The following is a 16738-nucleotide window of genomic DNA, read 5'->3' as shown; positions in this document are numbered from 1 at the left end:
CGCCAGGAGCACCCCCGGGAATCCCGGCGGTGCTCCTGGCGTGTCGTCCGCGAGGCGTCTAGGCGGACGAGGGCGGCTTCGGCGCACCCGCCAGGCGGCCCAGCAGGATCGCCTCCGTCAGGATCGCCTTCTGGAACACGCCGAGGTGCAGGGACTCGTTGGGACTGTGTGCTCGCGAGTGGGGGTCCTCGACGCCGGTGACGAGGATCTGTGCCTCCGGGAACACCCGGACGAGGTCGGCGATGAACGGGATCGAGCCACCGACGCCCATCTCGACCGGCTCGACCTCCCAGGCGTCCGCCATGGCGCGCTTCGCCTCGGCGACAGCCCACCCACTCGTGTCCACGAGGAACGGGCTGCCCTGGTCCACCTCGTCGATCGTGAGCTGCGCGCCGAACAGGGCGTTTTCCCGCAGGTGCGCCTCGAGTGCGCGGTATGCCTCTGCAGGGTCCTGTCCAGGGGCGATCCGGGCGCTCAGTCGCACGGAGACCTCGGGCACCAGCGTGTTCGAGGCGTTCGCGACCGACGGGGCGTCGATGCCGGTGATGGTGATGGACGGTTGCGACCAGATACGGCTGAGGATGGAGCCCCGTCCGATGGGCGTCACACCGTCGGCGAGACCGGACTCGGCACGCAGTTGCGCCTCGTCGAACTCGGGCGTGACGGCGTCGTGCGAGGTCAGCCCGGCGACGGCGACCGAACCGTCCGTGTCCCAGAGCGTCGCGAGCAGAGTGACAGCGGCGAGCATCGCGTCCGGCACCGCTCCCCCGAGCATGCCGGAATGTGAGGCATGTTCGAGCGTCTTGATACGCAGCCGGAAGGTGACGTTGCCGCGCAGTCCGATGGTGAGGGCAGGAGTCCGCTCATCCCAGTTGTCGCTGTCCGCCACGACGATGACGTCGGCGGCGAGCGTGTCGCGGTGCTCCTCCAGGAACGCGCCGAACGAGCGTGAGCCGAACTCCTCCTCGCCCTCGATGAACAGGACGATCCCCAGGTCGAGGTCGGAGCCGAGGACCTCCGTGACGGAGCGGATCGCCGCGATGTGCGACATCACGCCCGCCTTGTCGTCGGCCGCGCCGCGCCCGTAGAGGCGGCCGTCACGCACCGTCGGCTCGAAGGGCGGCGATTCCCACTTCTCGTCGCTGCCGGGCGGCTGGACGTCGTGGTGCGCATAGAGCAGCACCGTCGGCCGACCGTTCCGTGGTTCGCGTCGTGCGAGCACGGCCGGCTGACCGAGTTCCGTCCCGCCGTCGATCGCCGAACGCCTCACGGTGACCTCGTCGAACACCCCGAGACCTCGCGCGAGCTCCGCGACCGCCTCCGCACTCCGGGCGACCTCCGCGGCATCGAACGCCGACCAGGACACCGAGGGGATCCGCACGAGGGCAGACAGATCAGCGATCGATGAGGGCAGAGCTCCCGCTACCGATTCGCGGAGCCGATCGAGCAGTTCCTGGTCATTGCGTGGGTCTTGGGTCGATTCCGTCGTGGTACCTGTCGTCATGCGAGTAATCTTAAGCGAATCCCCGAATCAAGGACGTTCCATCGTGGCCAAACAGCAGAGCACCCCAGCATCAGAGCCTGTCGTCGAGACTGCCCAGCAGACCGCCGACCGCCTCGCCCGTGGCGCCAAGGAGGCGAAAGGCCGCCCGACGCCGTCCCGCGCTGAGCGTGAGGCGCAGAACAAGCGTCCGCTGGTCCCCTCCGACCGCAAGGAGGCGGGCAAGGCTGCGAAGGCACAGCAGGCGGAAGCACGACGCCGTGCACAGGCGGGCATGGCGGCCGGCGACGACAAGTTCCTCCCGGCCCGCGAACGCGGCCCGCAGAAGAAGTTCGTCCGCGACTATGTCGATGCGCGCTTCAACATCGGCGAGTTCATGATCCCGGTCATGTTCCTCGTGATCATCCTCACGTTCATGCCCGTGCCCGAGATCCAGGTGTACGGCATGCTCACCCTCTGGGTGTTCTTCGTCATCGCCATCGCAGACTGCTTCTTCCTCGGCTTCCGTGTGCGCAAGGCGCTCCGTGTGAAGTACGGGCAGGATGAACGCGGCGTGCGCTGGTACGCCGCGATGCGCGCACTGCAGCTGCGCCCGCTGCGCCTGCCGAAGCCGCAGGTCAAGCGCGGTCAGTTCCCGAACAAGTAAACCGGTCAGAACGATGACGCCCGTTGGTCACCTACCGACGGGCGTTTCCGTGTCTTCAGACCTCGTGAGGCTCAGCGGCCCGTGCGGGCGATGCGGTCGAGGCCACGGTTGATCTGTCGGGCCCAGAGCGGACCGCGGTACAGGAATGCCGTGTACCCCTGCACGAGTGTCGCGCCGGCGTCGAGACGCGCCTGGACGTCCTCGGCCGTGTCGACGCCGCCGACCGCGATGACGCAGAGCTCAGCGGGCACGATCGCCCGGATCCGACGGAGGACGGCGAGGGAGCGCTGCGCGAGCGGTGCACCCGAGAGCCCGCCGGCACCGGCCGCCTCGACGATGGCGGGATCGGTCGTCAAGCCGTCCCGGGAGAGGGTCGTGTTCGTTGCGATGATGCCGTCGAGCCCGAGGGAGACGACGAGTTCTGCGATGCGGTCGACCTCGGCATCGCTGAGATCGGGAGCGATCTTGACGAGCAAGGGTGTCGTCCCGGCCGCGACACGGACCGCTTCGAGAAGTGGTGCGAGCTGTTCGAGTTCCTGGAGGCCTCGCAGACCTGGCGTGTTGGGTGAACTGACGTTCACCACCAAGTAGTCAGCGACGGGAGCGAGCAGTGTGGCGCTTGCGACGTAGTCCGCCGTGGCGTCCGCGACGTCGACGACGCGGCTCTTGCCGATGTTCACGCCGAGGACCGGCCGACGCCCGACACGCGCTGTGCGTTCGAGTCGGCGCTGTGCGGCCACGGCACCGCCGTTGTTGAAGCCCATGCGGTTGATGACGGCGCGATCCGGGATGAGGCGGAACAGGCGCGGAGTCGGGTTCCCTGCCTGCGGAATCGCCGTGATCGTGCCGACCTCGACGTGGCCGAATCCCAGCTGACCGAGGCCGAGGACGGCCTTGCCCTCCTTGTCGAAGCCTGCGGCGACTCCGAACGGCGTCTCGAAGCGCAGACCGAGGGTCTCGACCGACTGATCAAGACGCGGTGCGGTCAGCCGCCTCACGACGGGCCCGAGCCCTGTAGCCGGAAGCGCGCGGATGACGTCGAAGGCCAGGTGATGGGCGCGCTCGGGATCGAGCTTCGACAGGACATGGGTGAAGAGGAGGCGATACATACCGGAACCAAGCGTAGCGGCTCCGCGCACCCCGGGCCGGACGCCGGTCAGTGGTCGGTCGCGACCGCTTGGGTCGTGCCGCCGGAAGCGTGCTCCACACGGAGCAGGCCGATCGCCGCTTCGAAGTCGTCGAGCGATTCGAACGCCTGGTAGACGCTTGCGAACCGCAGATACGCGACCTCGTCGAGTTCACGCAGCGGCGCCAGGATGGCGAGGCCGATGTCGTTCGCATCGATCTGGGACGCCCCGGTCGCCCGGATCGACTCCTCGACGCGCTGTGCCAGGACGGCGAGGTCGGAATCGGTGACCGGTCGCCCCTGGCATGCTTTGCGGACACCGCTGACGACCTTCTCGCGGCTGAATGGTTCGACCACACCTGAGCGCTTGATCACGCCGAGGCTCGAAGTCTCCATCGTGCTGAACCGGCGACCGCACTCCGGGCACTGTCGACGACGGCGGATGGCCAGTCCATCGTCGCTGGTGCGGGAATCGATGACGCGGGAATCGGGGTGGCGGCAGAACGGGCAGTACATCAGCGACCTCCCTCGGCGTCGACGGCTCCCGAGGCAGACGCCGCGGCGTCGAGCTCCGCGGCGACCAATCCGAAGCGCGCGGTCACCGCCTCGCCATGCGCCGGCAGGTCCTCTGAACCCGACAGGGCGACGATGTGCGCCGAGACCTGGCGCAACGCTTCCTCGTCGTAGCGGATGACCTGCTGCGGCCGCAGGAAGGTGAATGCTCCGAGTCCGGAGGAGAATCTGGCCTGTCCCCCGGTCGGCAGCACGTGGTTCGAACCCGCGAGGTAGTCGCCGAGGCTCACCGGCGTGTGGTTGCCGAGGAAGATCGCGCCGGCATTGGTGATCGTGTCGAGGAGCGACTCCGGGTCGGACGTCTGCACCTCGAGGTGCTCGGGTCCATAGGCATTGCTGAAGGCGACGGCTGCGTCGAGGTCGTCCACGAGGACGATCGCGGACTGTGGCCCGCCGAGCGCCTCGACGACGCGTGCGCCGTGCCTCGTCCCGGCGGCGTAGCGGAGCAACCAGGCCTCGACGGCGTCGGCCAGCTCGGCACTGTCCGTCACCAGCAGTGACGCCGCCGCTTCGTCGTGTTCGGCCTGGCTGACCAGATCGGCAGCGACGAGTCGAGCATCTGCCGTGTCGTCGGCGATCACCAGGATCTCTGTCGTCCCGGCTTCTGCGTCGATGCCGACCTGTCCCTTGACGAGACGCTTCGCCGCAGCGACGAAGATGTTCCCGGGCCCCGTCACGACGTCGACGGCTGCGAGTCCTGCGTCCGGCACGCCGTAGGCGAACGCGCCGATCGCTCCGGCGCCACCCATCGCGTAGACCTCGGTCACGCCGAGCAACCCGGCCGCGCCGAGGATCGTCGGGTGTACACGACCGCCGAACTCACGCTGCGGCGGGGACGCGAGGGCGACGGAGCCGACACCTGCCTCCTGAGCGGGGACGACGTTCATCACGACGCTCGATGGATAGACGGCCTTGCCGCCAGGGACGTAGAGTCCGACGCGACCGACGGGTGCCCACCGCTGCACGACGGTCGCGCCGTCGGCGAGCGTCGTCGTCCGCGTCGGCGGGACCTGCGCGCGGGTCGCCTCGCGCACGCGATCGATCGCCTCGACCAGCGCAGCGCGCACCTCCGGGGCGAGCGCGAGGACGGCGTCGTCGATCTCCGCCTGCGGCACACGGATCGCGTCGGGACGTCCACCGTCGAATCGGTCAGCCTGCTCGAGCAGGGCTGTGGATCCATGCGCGCGAACGTCATCGATCAGTGTCTGGGCTGCGCGCGCAGCAGCAGTGATGTCGACGACGGGACGGGGCAGCATGTCGAGGAGCTCGTCGCGGCTCGGCCGCACTCCCCTGAGGTCAATGGTGGTGATCATGGCCGTCACAGCCTACCGCTCGGGCCGTAGGCCCACGCCGCAGGAGGAGTGCTCCGAGCACTCCCCCAGCAGCGGCGGCGACGGGATCAGCCGAGACAGTTCGGGCCGAGCAGTGACTTCAGCTCGCCGAACAACCCGGACGACAGATTGACCCGGTACGGCAGCTCGAACACGCGCGCGACGTCACCGCGGATGAGCTTGAGCCGGACTTCCGTCGGGCCCGTGTGCCGGGTGAGGACGTCACTGAGCGTCGTGACGATCTCGGTCGTCGCGCGCGCGTCCGCCATCGAGAGCTGCAGCATCCGGTCGCCGCCTGTCTCCGGGAAGTCGGGCGAGAAGATGCTGTAGGCGTGCAGGTTCATCCCGTCGTCGCGGACGCTGACGCGGCCTCGGACGACGACGATCGCATCACCGACGAGCTCGGGCGCGAACTCCTGATACGCCTTGCCCATGAACATGGCGGTCATCTCGCCGCCGAAGTCCTCGACCTGGATCATGCCGTACTGGTTCCCCGACGCCTTCGCGATGCGGTGCTGCACGCTCGTGACGAGTCCGGCGATCACGACGGTCTCGCCATCGGCTGCCTCGGAGGCCATGAGGTCGGTGATCGTCGTGGACGCGTGCTTCGCAAGCTCGATCTCGAGCCCGGCCAGCGGGTGGTCCGACACGTACAGGCCGAGCATCTCGCGCTCGAAGTTGAGTTTGTCGCGCTTGGCCCAGTCAGGGCGCTCGGGGACGCTCGCCAGCGGAACCTCGCCGACTTCGGCGAACAGACTGTCGAAGTCGAACCCGATGCTCCCGGAGGCCTCGGCGCGCTTGTCCTTGACGACGGAGTCGACGGCGTCCTCGTGGATCTCGTAGAGGGCACGCCGACTGTCGCCCATGGAATCGAAGGCGCCTGCCTTGATGAGTGATTCGATCGTCCGCTTGTTCGCAACCGGCAACGGGACTTTGCGCAGGAAGTCGTGGAACGAGGTGAACCGTCCCTCCCGTTCACGCGCGACCCGGATCAGTTCGACCACGTTCGCACCGACGTTACGGATCGCGCCGAGGCCGAACCGGATGTCCTCGCCGACGGCGGCGAAGAAGCCGATCGACTCGTTGACGTCCGGCGGGAGCACCTGGATGCCCATCCGGCGGCACTCGTTCAGATACAGCGCCATCTTGTCCTTCGAGTCGCCGACACTCGTCAGCAATCCGGCCATGTACTCGGCCGGATAATGCGCTTTGAGGTAGGCGGTCCAGTAGGAGATGACGCCGTAGGCGGCGGAATGCGCCTTGTTGAACGCGTAGTCGGAGAACGGGAGCAGGATCTCCCAGAGTTTGTTGACGGCCTCCATCGAGAATCCGTTGGCCATCATCCCGCCCGAGAAACCCTCGAACTGCTTGTCCAGCTCGGACTTCTTCTTCTTGCCCATCGCGCGACGGAGGATGTCGGCCTGACCGAGCGAGAACCCGGCGACCTTCTGCGCGATCGCCATCACCTGCTCCTGGTAGATGATCAAGCCGTAACTGGTCGACAGGATCTCCGACAACGGCTCCGCGAGTTGCGGGTGGATCGGGGTGATCTCCTGCTGCCCGTTCTTGCGGAGCGCGTAGTTCGTGTGCGAGTTCGCTCCCATGGGCCCTGGACGGTACAGCGCGATGAGCGCCGAGATGTCTTCGAAGTTGTCGGGCTTCATGAGCCGCAGCAGAGCTCGCATCGGTCCACCGTCGAGCTGGAACACGCCGAGCGTGTCGCCGCGAGAGAGCAGTTCGTAGGCCCCGCGGTCGTCGAGTTCGAGATCCTCGAGGACGAGGTCGAGATCGCGGTTGCTCTTGATGTTGTCGAGCGCGTCGTTGATGATCGTCAGGTTCCGCAACCCGAGGAAGTCCATCTTGATCAAGCCGAGCGACTCGCAGGCGGGATAGTCGAACTGCGTGACGATCTGGCCGTCCTGCTCACGCTTCATGATGGGGATGATGTCGATGAGCGGGTCACTCGACATGATCACGCCTGCAGCGTGCACACCCCACTGGCGCTTCAGATTCTCGATGCCGAGCGCCGTCTCGAAGACGGTACGGGCCTCTGGATCGGTGTCGAGGATGCCTCGGAGGTCGACCGCCTCCTTGTATCGCGGGTGCTTGGTGTCGAGGATGCCCTCGAGCGGGATGTCCTTGCCCATGACCGCCGGCGGCATGGCCTTCGTCAGCTTGTCACCCATGCCGAAGGGGAACCCGAGGACTCGAGAGGAGTCTTTCAGCGCCTGCTTCGCCTTGATCGTGCCGTAGGTGACGATCTGCGCGACGCGTTCGTCGCCGTACTTCTCCGTCACGTACTTGATGACCTCACCACGGCGGCGATCATCGAAGTCGACGTCGAAGTCGGGCATGGAGACGCGGTCGGGGTTCAGGAACCGTTCGAAAATGAGGCCGTGACGCAGCGGATCGAGATCGGTGATCTGCATCGCGTACGCCGCCATCGAGCCGGCACCGGAGCCGCGACCGGGCCCGACGCGGATGCCGTTGCGCTTGGACCACTGGATGAAGTCGGCGACGACGAGGAAGTACCCCGGGAAGCCCATCTGCACGATGACGCCGGTCTCGTAGTTCGCGCGCTCTCGGACGTCGGACGGGATGCCGTCCGGATAGCGGTGGTGCAGGCCGACCTCGACCTCCTTGATGAACCAGCTCTCCTCATCCTCGCCTGCCGGAACCGGGAACCGGGGCATGTAGTTCGCGGAGGTGTTGAACGCCACGTCGCAACGTTCGGCGATCGCCAGAGTGTTGTCGCAGGCTTCCGGGTACTCACGGAACAGGCGGCGCATCTCTTCGGCCGACTTCAGGTAGAACTCGTCCGCATCGAACTTGAAGCGGTTCGGGTCGTTCAGCGTCGAACCGGACTGCACGCACAGCAGCGCCGCGTGCGCCTTCGCGTCGGCCGCATGCGTGTAGTGCAGGTCGTTCGTCGCGAGGAGCGGCAGACCGAGGTCCTTCGAGAGACGGATGAGGTCGCTCATGATGCGGCGCTCGATGCCGAGTCCGTGGTCCATGATCTCGCAGAAGTAGTTCTCGGCGCCGAAGATGTCGCGGAAGTCCGCAGCGGCTTTCACCGCTTCGTCGTACTGGCCCAGACGCAGGCGCGTCTGGACCTCACCGCTCGGGCATCCGGTCGTGGCGATCAGCCCCTTGCCGTACTGGCTGAGGATCTCGCGGTCCATGCGCGGCTTGAAGTAGTAGCCCTCGATCGAGGCCTTGGACGACAGCCGAAACAGGTTGTGCATGCCCTCGGTCGTCTCCGACAGGAGCGTCATGTGGGTGTAGGAACCAGCTCCCGAGACGTCGTCCCCGCCGCCGTCGCCCCACTTGATGCGCGTGCGGTCGCCGCGGGCCGTTCCGGGCGTGATGTACGCCTCCGTCCCGATGATCGGCTTGATTCCGGCATCGGTGGCGGTCCGCCAGAAGTCGAACGCCCCGAACATGTTGCCGTGGTCGGTCACCGCCACGGCGGGCATGCCCTGCTCGACGGCCGCCTGGATGAGCGGTTTCACGCGGGCTGCACCGTCGAGCATCGAGTACTCGCTGTGGACGTGCAGATGAACGAACGAATCGGTGGACGTGGGCACGGACGGCGCCTCCGGGGATCGTGCTGTGGGGTTCGACGCGGACGTCGAGGTGGTCTGGATCAAGCCTAACCGTCACGACCGACGCCCGGTTCCTGGGGAGGACCGGGCGTCGTCTGCGGCGGGTGGGCAGTGGTGCTCAGTCCAGTTCGAGGACCGAGAGCGCGTGCTGGAGGTCGGCGGGATAGGGTGCTTCGAAACGCACGAACTCGCCGGTGGCGGGGTGTGCGAAGCCGAGCTTCGTGGCATGGAGCCACTGCCTGGTCAGGCCGAGGCGAGCCGACAGCGCCGCGTCTGCGCCGTACATCGTGTCGCCGACGCACGGGTGGCGTTGCGCCGCCATGTGGACGCGGATCTGGTGGGTCCGGCCGGTCTCGAGGTGGACCTCGAGCAGCGATGCGTAGGGGAAGGCCTCGAGCGTCTCGTAATGCGTGACCGACGGCTTGCCGTCGGCGATGACGGCGAAGCGCCAGTCGTGCCTCGGGTGGCGGCCGATGGGTCCGTCGATGGTCCCGGCGAGTGGGTCCGGGTGGCCCTGCACCACAGCTCGGTAGATCTTCTCCACCTCGCGGTCGTGGAAGGCCCGCTTGAGCCAGGTGTACGCACGCTCGGTCTTCGCGACGACCATGAGGCCGCTCGTCCCGGCGTCGAGACGATGGACGACACCCGCACGCTCCGCCGCTCCGGACGTGGAGATGCGGAAGCCCGCGGCGGCGAGGGCGCCGAGCACCGTCGGCCCTTCCCAACCCACCGATGGATGGGCGGCGACACCGGCCGGCTTGTCGACGACGACGATGTCGTCGTCGTCGTGAACGATGCCGAGATCCGGCACCGCGATCGGGACGATGACCGCCGCACGGCGCGGTGTCCATTCGACCTCGAGCCAGGCACCGGCGAGGAGCCGATCCGACTTGTCGACGGGCTTGCCATTCATGCTGACACCGCCGCCGATCGCGACCTCAGCCGCATAGCTCCGCGAGAACCCGAGGAGCTTGGCGAGACCGGCGTCGACGCGCTCGCCCTCCAGCCCGTCCGGGACGAACAGGCTACGTGACTCGGTCATTGCTGGTCCGGCTTCGTCGGAGGGAGCTCCGTGGACAATCCGGAAGGAGTCTCCGGCGTCGTCTCGGCGACCGGCTCGCTCGCGTCGACTGCGGCTTCGCTCGCGCGGGTGGTCCGAGTGCCGTCAAGGTTCACGCCGAACAGCGTCAGGAGGATGAACAGCGCCATGCTGACGACGATGCAGATGTCCGCCACGTTGTAGATGGCCGGGAGCATCCAGGGCGTCGAGATGAAGTCGACGACATGACCCAGGCCGAAGGACGGTTCCCGGAGGAGACGGTCGGTCAGGTTGCCCAGCACACCGCCGAGGAGGAGTCCGAAGACGACCACCCACGCCAGAGAGCGGATCCGCCTGGCGAACCAGATGATGACGACCACGACGACCGCGGCCAGGATCGAGAAGATCCAGGTGTACCCGGCCCCGAGGGAGAACGCCGCTCCGGAGTTCTTGACGAAGTACAGCACGAGCGCATTTCCGAGGACGGGAACGCTCTCACCCACCGTGAGATTCGTCGTCACGAGGAATTTGGTGAATTGATCGGCCGAATAGGCCACGACGGCAACCAGCGCCAGGACTGCAAGAGTCCTGGCGCTGGTTTTCGACGGTGATGCGGGAGACAACCGGGGGTCTGCGCTAGACCGCTGCGCTGTCGGCGGTCACGCCGGCCTGCGCGTCGGGAGCGGAGCTCGACGACGAGGCGTCGAGGTCCTTGAGCTGGCCCTCGATGTAGCCACGCAGCTGCGAGCGGTACTCACGCTCGAAGTTGCGGAGTTCGTCGATCTTGTGCTCGAGCACGGAACGCTCCTGCTCGAGGATCTGCATCTGCGCGCGCTGCTTGGCCTCAGCCTCGGCGACGACACGGGCAGCGGTCGCGTGACCCTCTGCGATGAGCGAGTCGCGGCGCTGAGCACCTTCGGCGACGTGCTCGTCGTGAAGACGGCGTGCGAGCTGCAGCAGGTTGTTGGAGCTCTCCGCAGTGTTGTCCGCCGACTCCGCAGCGGGTGCTGCGACCGGTGCGACGACCGGAGCGGGAGCTGCTTCGACCTTGGCGGGGGCAGCAGGAGCGGACGAACCACCGGACTGCAGCTCGGCCACCTTGGCTTCGGCCGCGGTCAGCTTCTGCTGGACCTCGTCCTTCTCCTGGATCAGGCGACGGAGTTCGACGACCACCTCATCGAGGAAGTCGTCCACCTCGTCCTGGTCGTAGCCTTCGCGGAACTTGGTCTGCTGAAACCGCTTCTGGACCACGTCTTCGGGAGTGAGCGCCATAGCGAACCACCTTCACTGTCGAATCGAAAATCTGTACAACGCCCCCACGCTAGCAAAGTCTGACCCAGAGGGTGAGACATGTTGCCGCGAGTGGAGGCTGCCGCCGGGTGACGGACGTTCTATCGTAGCCACACATTCACGAGCGTCATGGCGATGATGCAGCAGAGCATCGTCAGGGTCCACCCGAAATCCAGGGCGACGGGACCGATCGCCACCCTGGGCAGGACCCGTCGGAAGAACCTGATCGGCGGGTCGGTGACCGTGAAACTGAGTTCAGCGAGCACCAGGCCGACGCCGGAAGGGCGCCACTGCGGCCGGAGCACACGAGCCAGGTCGAGGATGAACCGTGCCCAGAGCACGAAGAAATAGAGGAGCAGCGCGAGATAGAGAATCGTGCCGATCACGGAGATGAGAGAAGCCACCCCTCAATTATGACTGAGCGAAGAACGTCGCCTCGGTCGCCTCGGGGGCACCTTGGCCGTTGTCGCCGGAAATGGCGACGTGTTCGGGAGACAGGAGGAACACCTTGCTCGTGACGCGCTCGATCTTGCCGTAGAGCCCCTGGGAGAGCCCACTGGCGAAGTCGATCAGTCGACGAGCATCGCCGTCGCTCATCTGCGAGAGGTTGATGATGACGGGGACGCCGTCGCGGAAGCTCTCGGCGATGATCTGCGCGTCGCGGTACTGCTTGGGGTGCACCGTCAAAATCTCGTTGAGGTCTGAGCTCGGCGCGACCGGCTGACGCACGGGAACCGGCTTCCGGAGCGGAGTGACAGGAGCAGCCTTCTCGACCCGCTCGACACGCTCCGGGCGCTCTGCCCGTCGTGGCTCGGCCTGCTGGGCCGGCTCGGCCTGAGCGGTCTGCTGCTGCTCGTACTCCAGATCATCGTCGGCGAGCCCGAGGTACACCATGGTCTTCTTCAGTGGGTTCGACATCGTTTCCTCCGTGATCTGCGGTCCTTGCACCTTCGAGATTAACGTCACACTGGCCGATTCCCGGTGATTGCCGTGCCGATGCGTAGGTGTGTCGCGCCGGCATCGATGGCTTCGACGAAGTCGTGGCTCATCCCGATCGACAGTCCGGTCGCTCCCGGAGCAAGCGATCGCACCCGCTCCGATGCGGCCGCGACGCGCGCGAAGGCTGATGTCGCCGGCTCGTCGAGCGGTGCGACGGCCATGACGCCACGGAGGACGACACCCGTGGTCTCGAGCGCCTCGACAGCGAGTGCTTCGAGCATTGCGTCACCGGTCACCCCACCCCTGCCAGGATCGTCGGTGAGGTTGATCTGCAGATAGACGTCGATACTCCTGTCCGCTGACGAGAGGGCGCGGAGGAGTTCGGGACGATCGACCGAGTGCACCGCGTCGACATACCGCCGCACCTGCTTGGCCTTGTTCGTCTGCAGCTGACCGATGAAGTGCCAATGGAGTCCGAGACCCTCTGATCCGAGAGCCTTGTCGCGAGCCTCGGGGTGACGGTTCTCCCCCACATCGCTGACACCTGCTGCCGCGAGGCGTCGCACCAGCTCGACCGGGTGGAACTTCGTCACGACGATGAGCGTCGGCTCGTCGACCCGACCGGCGTCACGGGTGGCCTGCGCCACTCGACCACGGATGTCGGCAAGACGATCGAGCAGAGCCGGATCGGGTTCCAGGGAACCCGATCCGGCCACGTTCGGTTCGACTGCCACTACTTCAGGAAGTCGGGGATGTCCAGCTCGCCCTCATCGTCGAACGAGGGGTCGGCGACCGCCGTCTCGACGACCGTCTCCGACTGACGAGCGTTGCCGCCGGAGAACGCGGACGCACCGCGGCCCGAGTTCCAGTCGGATCCCGTGGAAGCGGGAGCCGCAGCGGGGCGGCTCTCGGCGGAATCGTTCGACGTGGTGCTGATCGGAGCGCTGGCAGGCTCGTCCGAGGAGCTCATGACGCCGCCTGAGATGACCGCGTCGGCCGGCGACGCCGCAGTCCGGGTGAGCGGCTCGCCGCCGTCGAAGCCTGCGGCGATCACGGTGACGCGCACCTCATCGCCGAGGGTGTCGTCGACCACAGCGCCGAAGATGATGTTGGCCTCCGGGTGGACGGCCTCCTGGACAAGCTTCGCTGCATCGTTGATCTCGAAGATGCCGAGATTCGAGCCACCCTGGATGGACAGCAGGACACCATGCGCGCCCTCGATGCTCGCCTCGAGCAAGGGCGACGCCACCGCGAGTTCTGCCGCCTTGATCGCTCGGTCCGCGCCTCTCGACGAGCCGATACCCATGAGAGCCGAACCGGCGCCCTGCATCACCGACTTGACGTCGGCGAAGTCGAGGTTGATGAGGCCAGGGGTGGTGATGAGGTCGGTGATGCCCTGCACACCGGCGAGCAGCACCTGGTCGGCGGTCGCGAACGCTTCGAGCATGCTGATGCCGCGGTCGCTGATCTCCAGCAGCCGGTCGTTCGGCACGACGATGAGGGTGTCGACCTCTTCCTTCAGACGCGCGACACCGAGCTCGGCCTGTGCTTGACGACGGCGGCCCTCGAAGCCGAACGGCTTCGTGACGACACCGATGGTCAGTGCGCCGATCGACTTCGCGATGCGCGCGACGACGGGCGCGCCACCGGTACCGGTACCACCGCCCTCGCCCGCGGTCACGAAGACCATGTCCGCTCCGGCGATGGCCTCCTCGATCTCCTCGGCGTGATCCTCGGCGGCGCGACGGCCGACCTCGGGATCCGCTCCGGCGCCGAGTCCGCGAGTGATCTCGCGGCCGACATCGAGCTTGACGTCTGCATCGCTCATCAACAGCGCTTGCGCGTCCGTATTGATGGCGATGAACTCCACCCCTCGAAGGCCGAGCTCGATCATGCGATTGACCGCGTTGACGCCACCGCCGCCGATTCCGACGACCTTGATGACGGCGAGGTAGTTCTGGTTAGTAGTCACTTCCGGCCTCCGTGAGAACTCTCAACCTCTAGTACAGGTTTAAAGTCATGCTGCGTATGCAATTTGTCCTTGAGCACGACGTTAGGTGCCAGTCGGGACGCGTCCGGGACGCGCCCCCGCGTGTCGGCAGATCGACTGCGAATTCGCGCAGGTTGTGCTCAGCGGACGATGACGTTGGCCGGAGACGTCACGTCGTACTGGTTCACCTGCGTCGGATCGGTCGCCGCCATCGCGCGTTCGAGGCTGACAGCCTTGATCGCCGAGTCGTCAGCACTCCCCCAGACCACCTCGGCCGGCGAGTCCACAAGTGTGAGGGTGACGTCGTCCGCGGTCGAAGCCGACACGGATGCCACCCTGGCCCGCAGCTCCGCCGGAAGCGCGCGCACGACAGCGGCTGCCGCGATGAACCCCTTCGAGGAGGCGCCACCGGACACCATGAGCGTCGGGTAGCCCGCGATGGGCTGGTCGCTCCGTTCGATCGTGACACCGGCCGCGTCCACCAGTGTGTACACGGTGCCCGATTGCAGCACACCGACCGGCTCACGTTCCACGATCCTGACCACGAGCGTGTTCGGCGGCTGCGACTCGAGCGAGTAGCTCGCGATCAGCGGGTATCCGACGAGGACCGCCTTCACCGCGCCGCCGTCAACGAGCGCGAGCGGGCGACCGAGCTGACCTTCGAGCGCCTCCGTGATCTCCGCCTGACTCACCCTCGAAGCGCCGACGACCTCGATCGTCCGGACGGCCATGAGCGGCGAGTACGCTCCGGCCAGCGAGACCACCACGAGTGCGCCGAGGATCGCAGCGACGACGAGCCAGGCGCGATGCCTCCCCCGCTTCCGCGCGGTGAAGCGGCGGATCTCCTGGCGCTCGTGTCGACGTCGAAGCCGTGCGGCTTCCCGCGGGTCGAGGATGGAGTCCTCCCCCGCCGTCGGAACCGTCGCCGTTACGGCAGACGCTCGCGAGGACTTCGAGCGCTTCGAACGCGGCGGTTTCGGCGAGGCGGTCGACACAGTCGACCCAGCCGGTCTCGATTCGGAACCCGAAGTCGCCGCAGCGGCCGACGACCCGGCGGCACCTGCGGACGAGGCATCGGAGTCGTCGGCCGGTGCTCGCGACGCCTGCGGGCGCTCGACGTCGAGATCGAGGACGTCGGTCGCCTGGTCGTCGTCCGACGATGGGGACGCACCCGCACCGCGCGTGCTTCGATCCGAGTCGGTTCGCGGCCCTCCGCTGCGCCCGGCCCGTGGCCTGACGGCGGGGTCGAAGCCGTCCGGGCGCTTCACCGCACACCCATCAGGCGGACTCGTGACCGGCGATGGCCTCGAGGAGCTGAGGCACGATCCGGTACACGTCTCCGCAGCCGAGGGTGATCACGAAGTCGCCGGGCCGGGCCACGGTCGCCGTGTACTCCGCCGCGCGCTGCCAGTCGTCGATGTAGGCGACATGGCCCGCATCGCTGAACCGCGTCGAGACGGTCGCTCCGGTGACGCCGGGCTCGGGGTCTTCCCGAGCCCCATAGACCTCGAGGACCACCGTGTGATCGGCGTACCGTTCGAGCGCATCGGCGAACTCCTGCGCGAACAGACGGGTCCTGCTGTACAGGTGCGGCTGGTGGACGGCGATGATCCTGCCTTCCCCGACCACGGTCCGTGCAGCAGCGAGAGCTGCAGCGACCTCGGTCGGGTGGTGCGCGTAGTCGTCGTAGACGCTCACGCCGTTCGCGACGCCGTGGAGCTCGAAGCGCCGCTGCGTTCCGCCGAACGCTGTGATCGCCTGCAGTGCTGCGGCCGGGTCGAACCCGACTCCGACGAGGACGGCGAACGCTCCGGCGGCGTTGATGGCGTTGTGCCGCCCCGGCACCCGCAGGGTCGCCGCGTAGGTGGTTCCCTCATAGCTGAGCCGGAACGACACCGGACCGGTGGGGCCGACATCGTGCAGGCGGACATCGGCGCCCGCGGCCTCGCCGAAGGTGAGGATGCGCTTGTTCCCGGCGACCTCGCGCAGCGCCGGCGTGATCCGGACGGCACCGGCGTCGTCGGAGGAGATCACGACGAGTTCGCGCGCCTGTTCGGCGAACGTCACGAACGCCTGCTCGAAGGCCTCGAGCGAGCCGTAGTGGTCGAGGTGGTCGGGGTCGATGTTGGTGATGAGCGCGATCGCGGCGTCGTAGAGCAGGAACGAGCCGTCGGACTCGTCGGCCTCGACGATGAAGAGCTCGCCCTCGCCACGAGCCGAGCTCAACCCGAGCGACTCGATGACACCGCCGTTGACGAAGCTCGGATCCGCGGCGAGTTCGAGCAGAGCCGTGATGATCATGCCCGTCGAGGTCGTCTTGCCGTGCGCACCGGCGACGGCCACGAGCCGGGAGCCGGAGGTGAGCCAGGCGAGGGCCTGCGAGCGGTGCAGGATCGTCAGTCCGCGCTCCTTCGCCAGCAGGTATTCCGGGTTGTCCGCCCAGAGCGCGCCGGTCACGACGAGCGTGTCGGCCTCTCCGACGTTCGAAGCGTCGTGCCCGATGGCCACCGGCACGCCGAGCGCGCGGAGCGCATCGATGTTCTTGGACTCCCGCACGTCGGACCCGGTGACGCGTGAGCCTGCGCCGACGAAGAGGCGCGCGATGCCGCTCATGCCGCTGCCACCGATGCCGACGAAGTGCACGATGCCGAGGTCGGCTGGGATCTCGACGGTGGGGTCTGGCTTGATCACGGTGTCA

At 67.2% G+C, this 16738-nt stretch carries 15 protein-coding genes; 1 reads left to right on the top strand and 14 read right to left on the bottom strand.

Annotated elements, in window-relative coordinates:
- Positions 1 to 58: 58 nt before the first annotated feature.
- The gene (locus ABMA10_RS11015; protein WP_347866595.1) at positions 59 to 1504 is read right to left on the bottom strand and encodes a dipeptidase; all 1446 of its coding nucleotides are present in this window, start codon (positions 1502 to 1504) and stop codon (positions 59 to 61) included.
- A 43-nt stretch (positions 1505 to 1547) separates the two neighbouring features.
- On the opposite strand from ABMA10_RS11015, the gene ABMA10_RS11010 reads away from it, so the two are divergent.
- Positions 1548 to 2147 (top strand): DUF3043 domain-containing protein, encoded by a 600-nt coding sequence (locus tag ABMA10_RS11010; protein ID WP_347866596.1) that lies wholly within the window; start codon positions 1548 to 1550, stop codon positions 2145 to 2147.
- 71 nt (positions 2148 to 2218) lie between these two features.
- Here ABMA10_RS11010 and ABMA10_RS11005 read toward each other — a convergent pair whose 3' ends face one another.
- The 13 genes from ABMA10_RS11005 to murC all read right to left on the bottom strand — a co-directional run bounded on the left by ABMA10_RS11005 (position 2219) and on the right by murC (position 16731).
- A complete protein-coding gene (locus tag ABMA10_RS11005; protein ID WP_347866597.1) occupies positions 2219 to 3256 on the bottom strand; it encodes a quinone-dependent dihydroorotate dehydrogenase in 1038 nt (345 codons plus the stop codon).
- A 47-nt stretch (positions 3257 to 3303) separates the two neighbouring features.
- Positions 3304 to 3789 carry a transcriptional regulator NrdR gene (gene nrdR, locus ABMA10_RS11000; protein ID WP_347866598.1) on the bottom strand — a complete coding sequence of 162 codons (486 nt, stop codon included), beginning with the start codon at positions 3787 to 3789 and terminating at the stop codon, positions 3304 to 3306.
- Positions 3789 to 5159 carry a histidinol dehydrogenase gene (hisD, locus tag ABMA10_RS10995; RefSeq protein ID WP_347866599.1) on the bottom strand — a complete coding sequence of 457 codons (1371 nt, stop codon included), beginning with the start codon at positions 5157 to 5159 and terminating at the stop codon, positions 3789 to 3791. Before hisD ends, nrdR begins: the two co-directional genes overlap by 1 nt.
- Before the next feature lie 86 nt (positions 5160 to 5245).
- Positions 5246 to 8710: a DNA polymerase III subunit alpha gene (gene dnaE / locus ABMA10_RS10990; protein ID WP_414693590.1), complete on the bottom strand. Its 3465-nt coding sequence runs from the start codon at positions 8708 to 8710 to the stop codon at positions 5246 to 5248.
- A gap of 190 nt (positions 8711 to 8900) precedes the next feature.
- Positions 8901 to 9824 carry an RluA family pseudouridine synthase gene (locus ABMA10_RS10985; RefSeq protein WP_347866601.1) on the bottom strand — a complete coding sequence of 308 codons (924 nt, stop codon included), beginning with the start codon at positions 9822 to 9824 and terminating at the stop codon, positions 8901 to 8903.
- Positions 9821 to 10444 (bottom strand): signal peptidase II, encoded by a 624-nt coding sequence (gene lspA, locus ABMA10_RS10980; RefSeq protein WP_347866602.1) that lies wholly within the window; start codon positions 10442 to 10444, stop codon positions 9821 to 9823. The genes ABMA10_RS10985 and lspA overlap by 4 nt, the downstream gene beginning before the upstream one ends.
- Positions 10445 to 10457: 13 nt before the next feature.
- On the bottom strand, positions 10458 to 11093 hold the full coding sequence (locus tag ABMA10_RS10975) for a DivIVA domain-containing protein (RefSeq protein WP_347866603.1): 636 nt from the start codon (positions 11091 to 11093) through the stop codon (positions 10458 to 10460).
- 119 nt (positions 11094 to 11212) lie between these two features.
- On the bottom strand, positions 11213 to 11515 hold the full coding sequence (locus ABMA10_RS10970) for a YggT family protein (protein WP_431031498.1): 303 nt from the start codon (positions 11513 to 11515) through the stop codon (positions 11213 to 11215).
- Positions 11516 to 11522: 7 nt separating this feature from the next.
- The gene (locus tag ABMA10_RS10965) at positions 11523 to 12029 is read right to left on the bottom strand and encodes a cell division protein SepF (protein WP_347866605.1); all 507 of its coding nucleotides are present in this window, start codon (positions 12027 to 12029) and stop codon (positions 11523 to 11525) included.
- Positions 12030 to 12073: 44 nt separating this feature from the next.
- On the bottom strand, positions 12074 to 12784 hold the full coding sequence (locus ABMA10_RS10960) for a YggS family pyridoxal phosphate-dependent enzyme (RefSeq protein WP_347866606.1): 711 nt from the start codon (positions 12782 to 12784) through the stop codon (positions 12074 to 12076).
- Complete coding sequence (gene ftsZ, locus ABMA10_RS10955) at positions 12784 to 14022, bottom strand: cell division protein FtsZ (protein ID WP_431031497.1); 1239 nt, start codon at positions 14020 to 14022, stop codon at positions 12784 to 12786. Before ftsZ ends, ABMA10_RS10960 begins: the two co-directional genes overlap by 1 nt.
- A 158-nt stretch (positions 14023 to 14180) precedes the next feature.
- A complete protein-coding gene (locus ABMA10_RS10950) occupies positions 14181 to 15308 on the bottom strand; it encodes an FtsQ-type POTRA domain-containing protein (protein WP_347866608.1) in 1128 nt (375 codons plus the stop codon).
- Between the two features lie 10 nt (positions 15309 to 15318).
- Complete coding sequence (gene murC, locus ABMA10_RS10945) at positions 15319 to 16731, bottom strand: UDP-N-acetylmuramate--L-alanine ligase (protein WP_347866609.1); 1413 nt, start codon at positions 16729 to 16731, stop codon at positions 15319 to 15321.
- Positions 16732 to 16738: the final 7 nt, after the last annotated feature.

This window comes from Plantibacter sp. RU18, assembly GCF_050613355.1.
Taxonomy (GTDB): Bacteria; Actinomycetota; Actinomycetes; order Actinomycetales; family Microbacteriaceae; genus Plantibacter.
The sequence above is the reverse complement of the archived record's forward strand: the minus strand, read 5'-3'. Positions and strand labels throughout refer to the sequence as shown.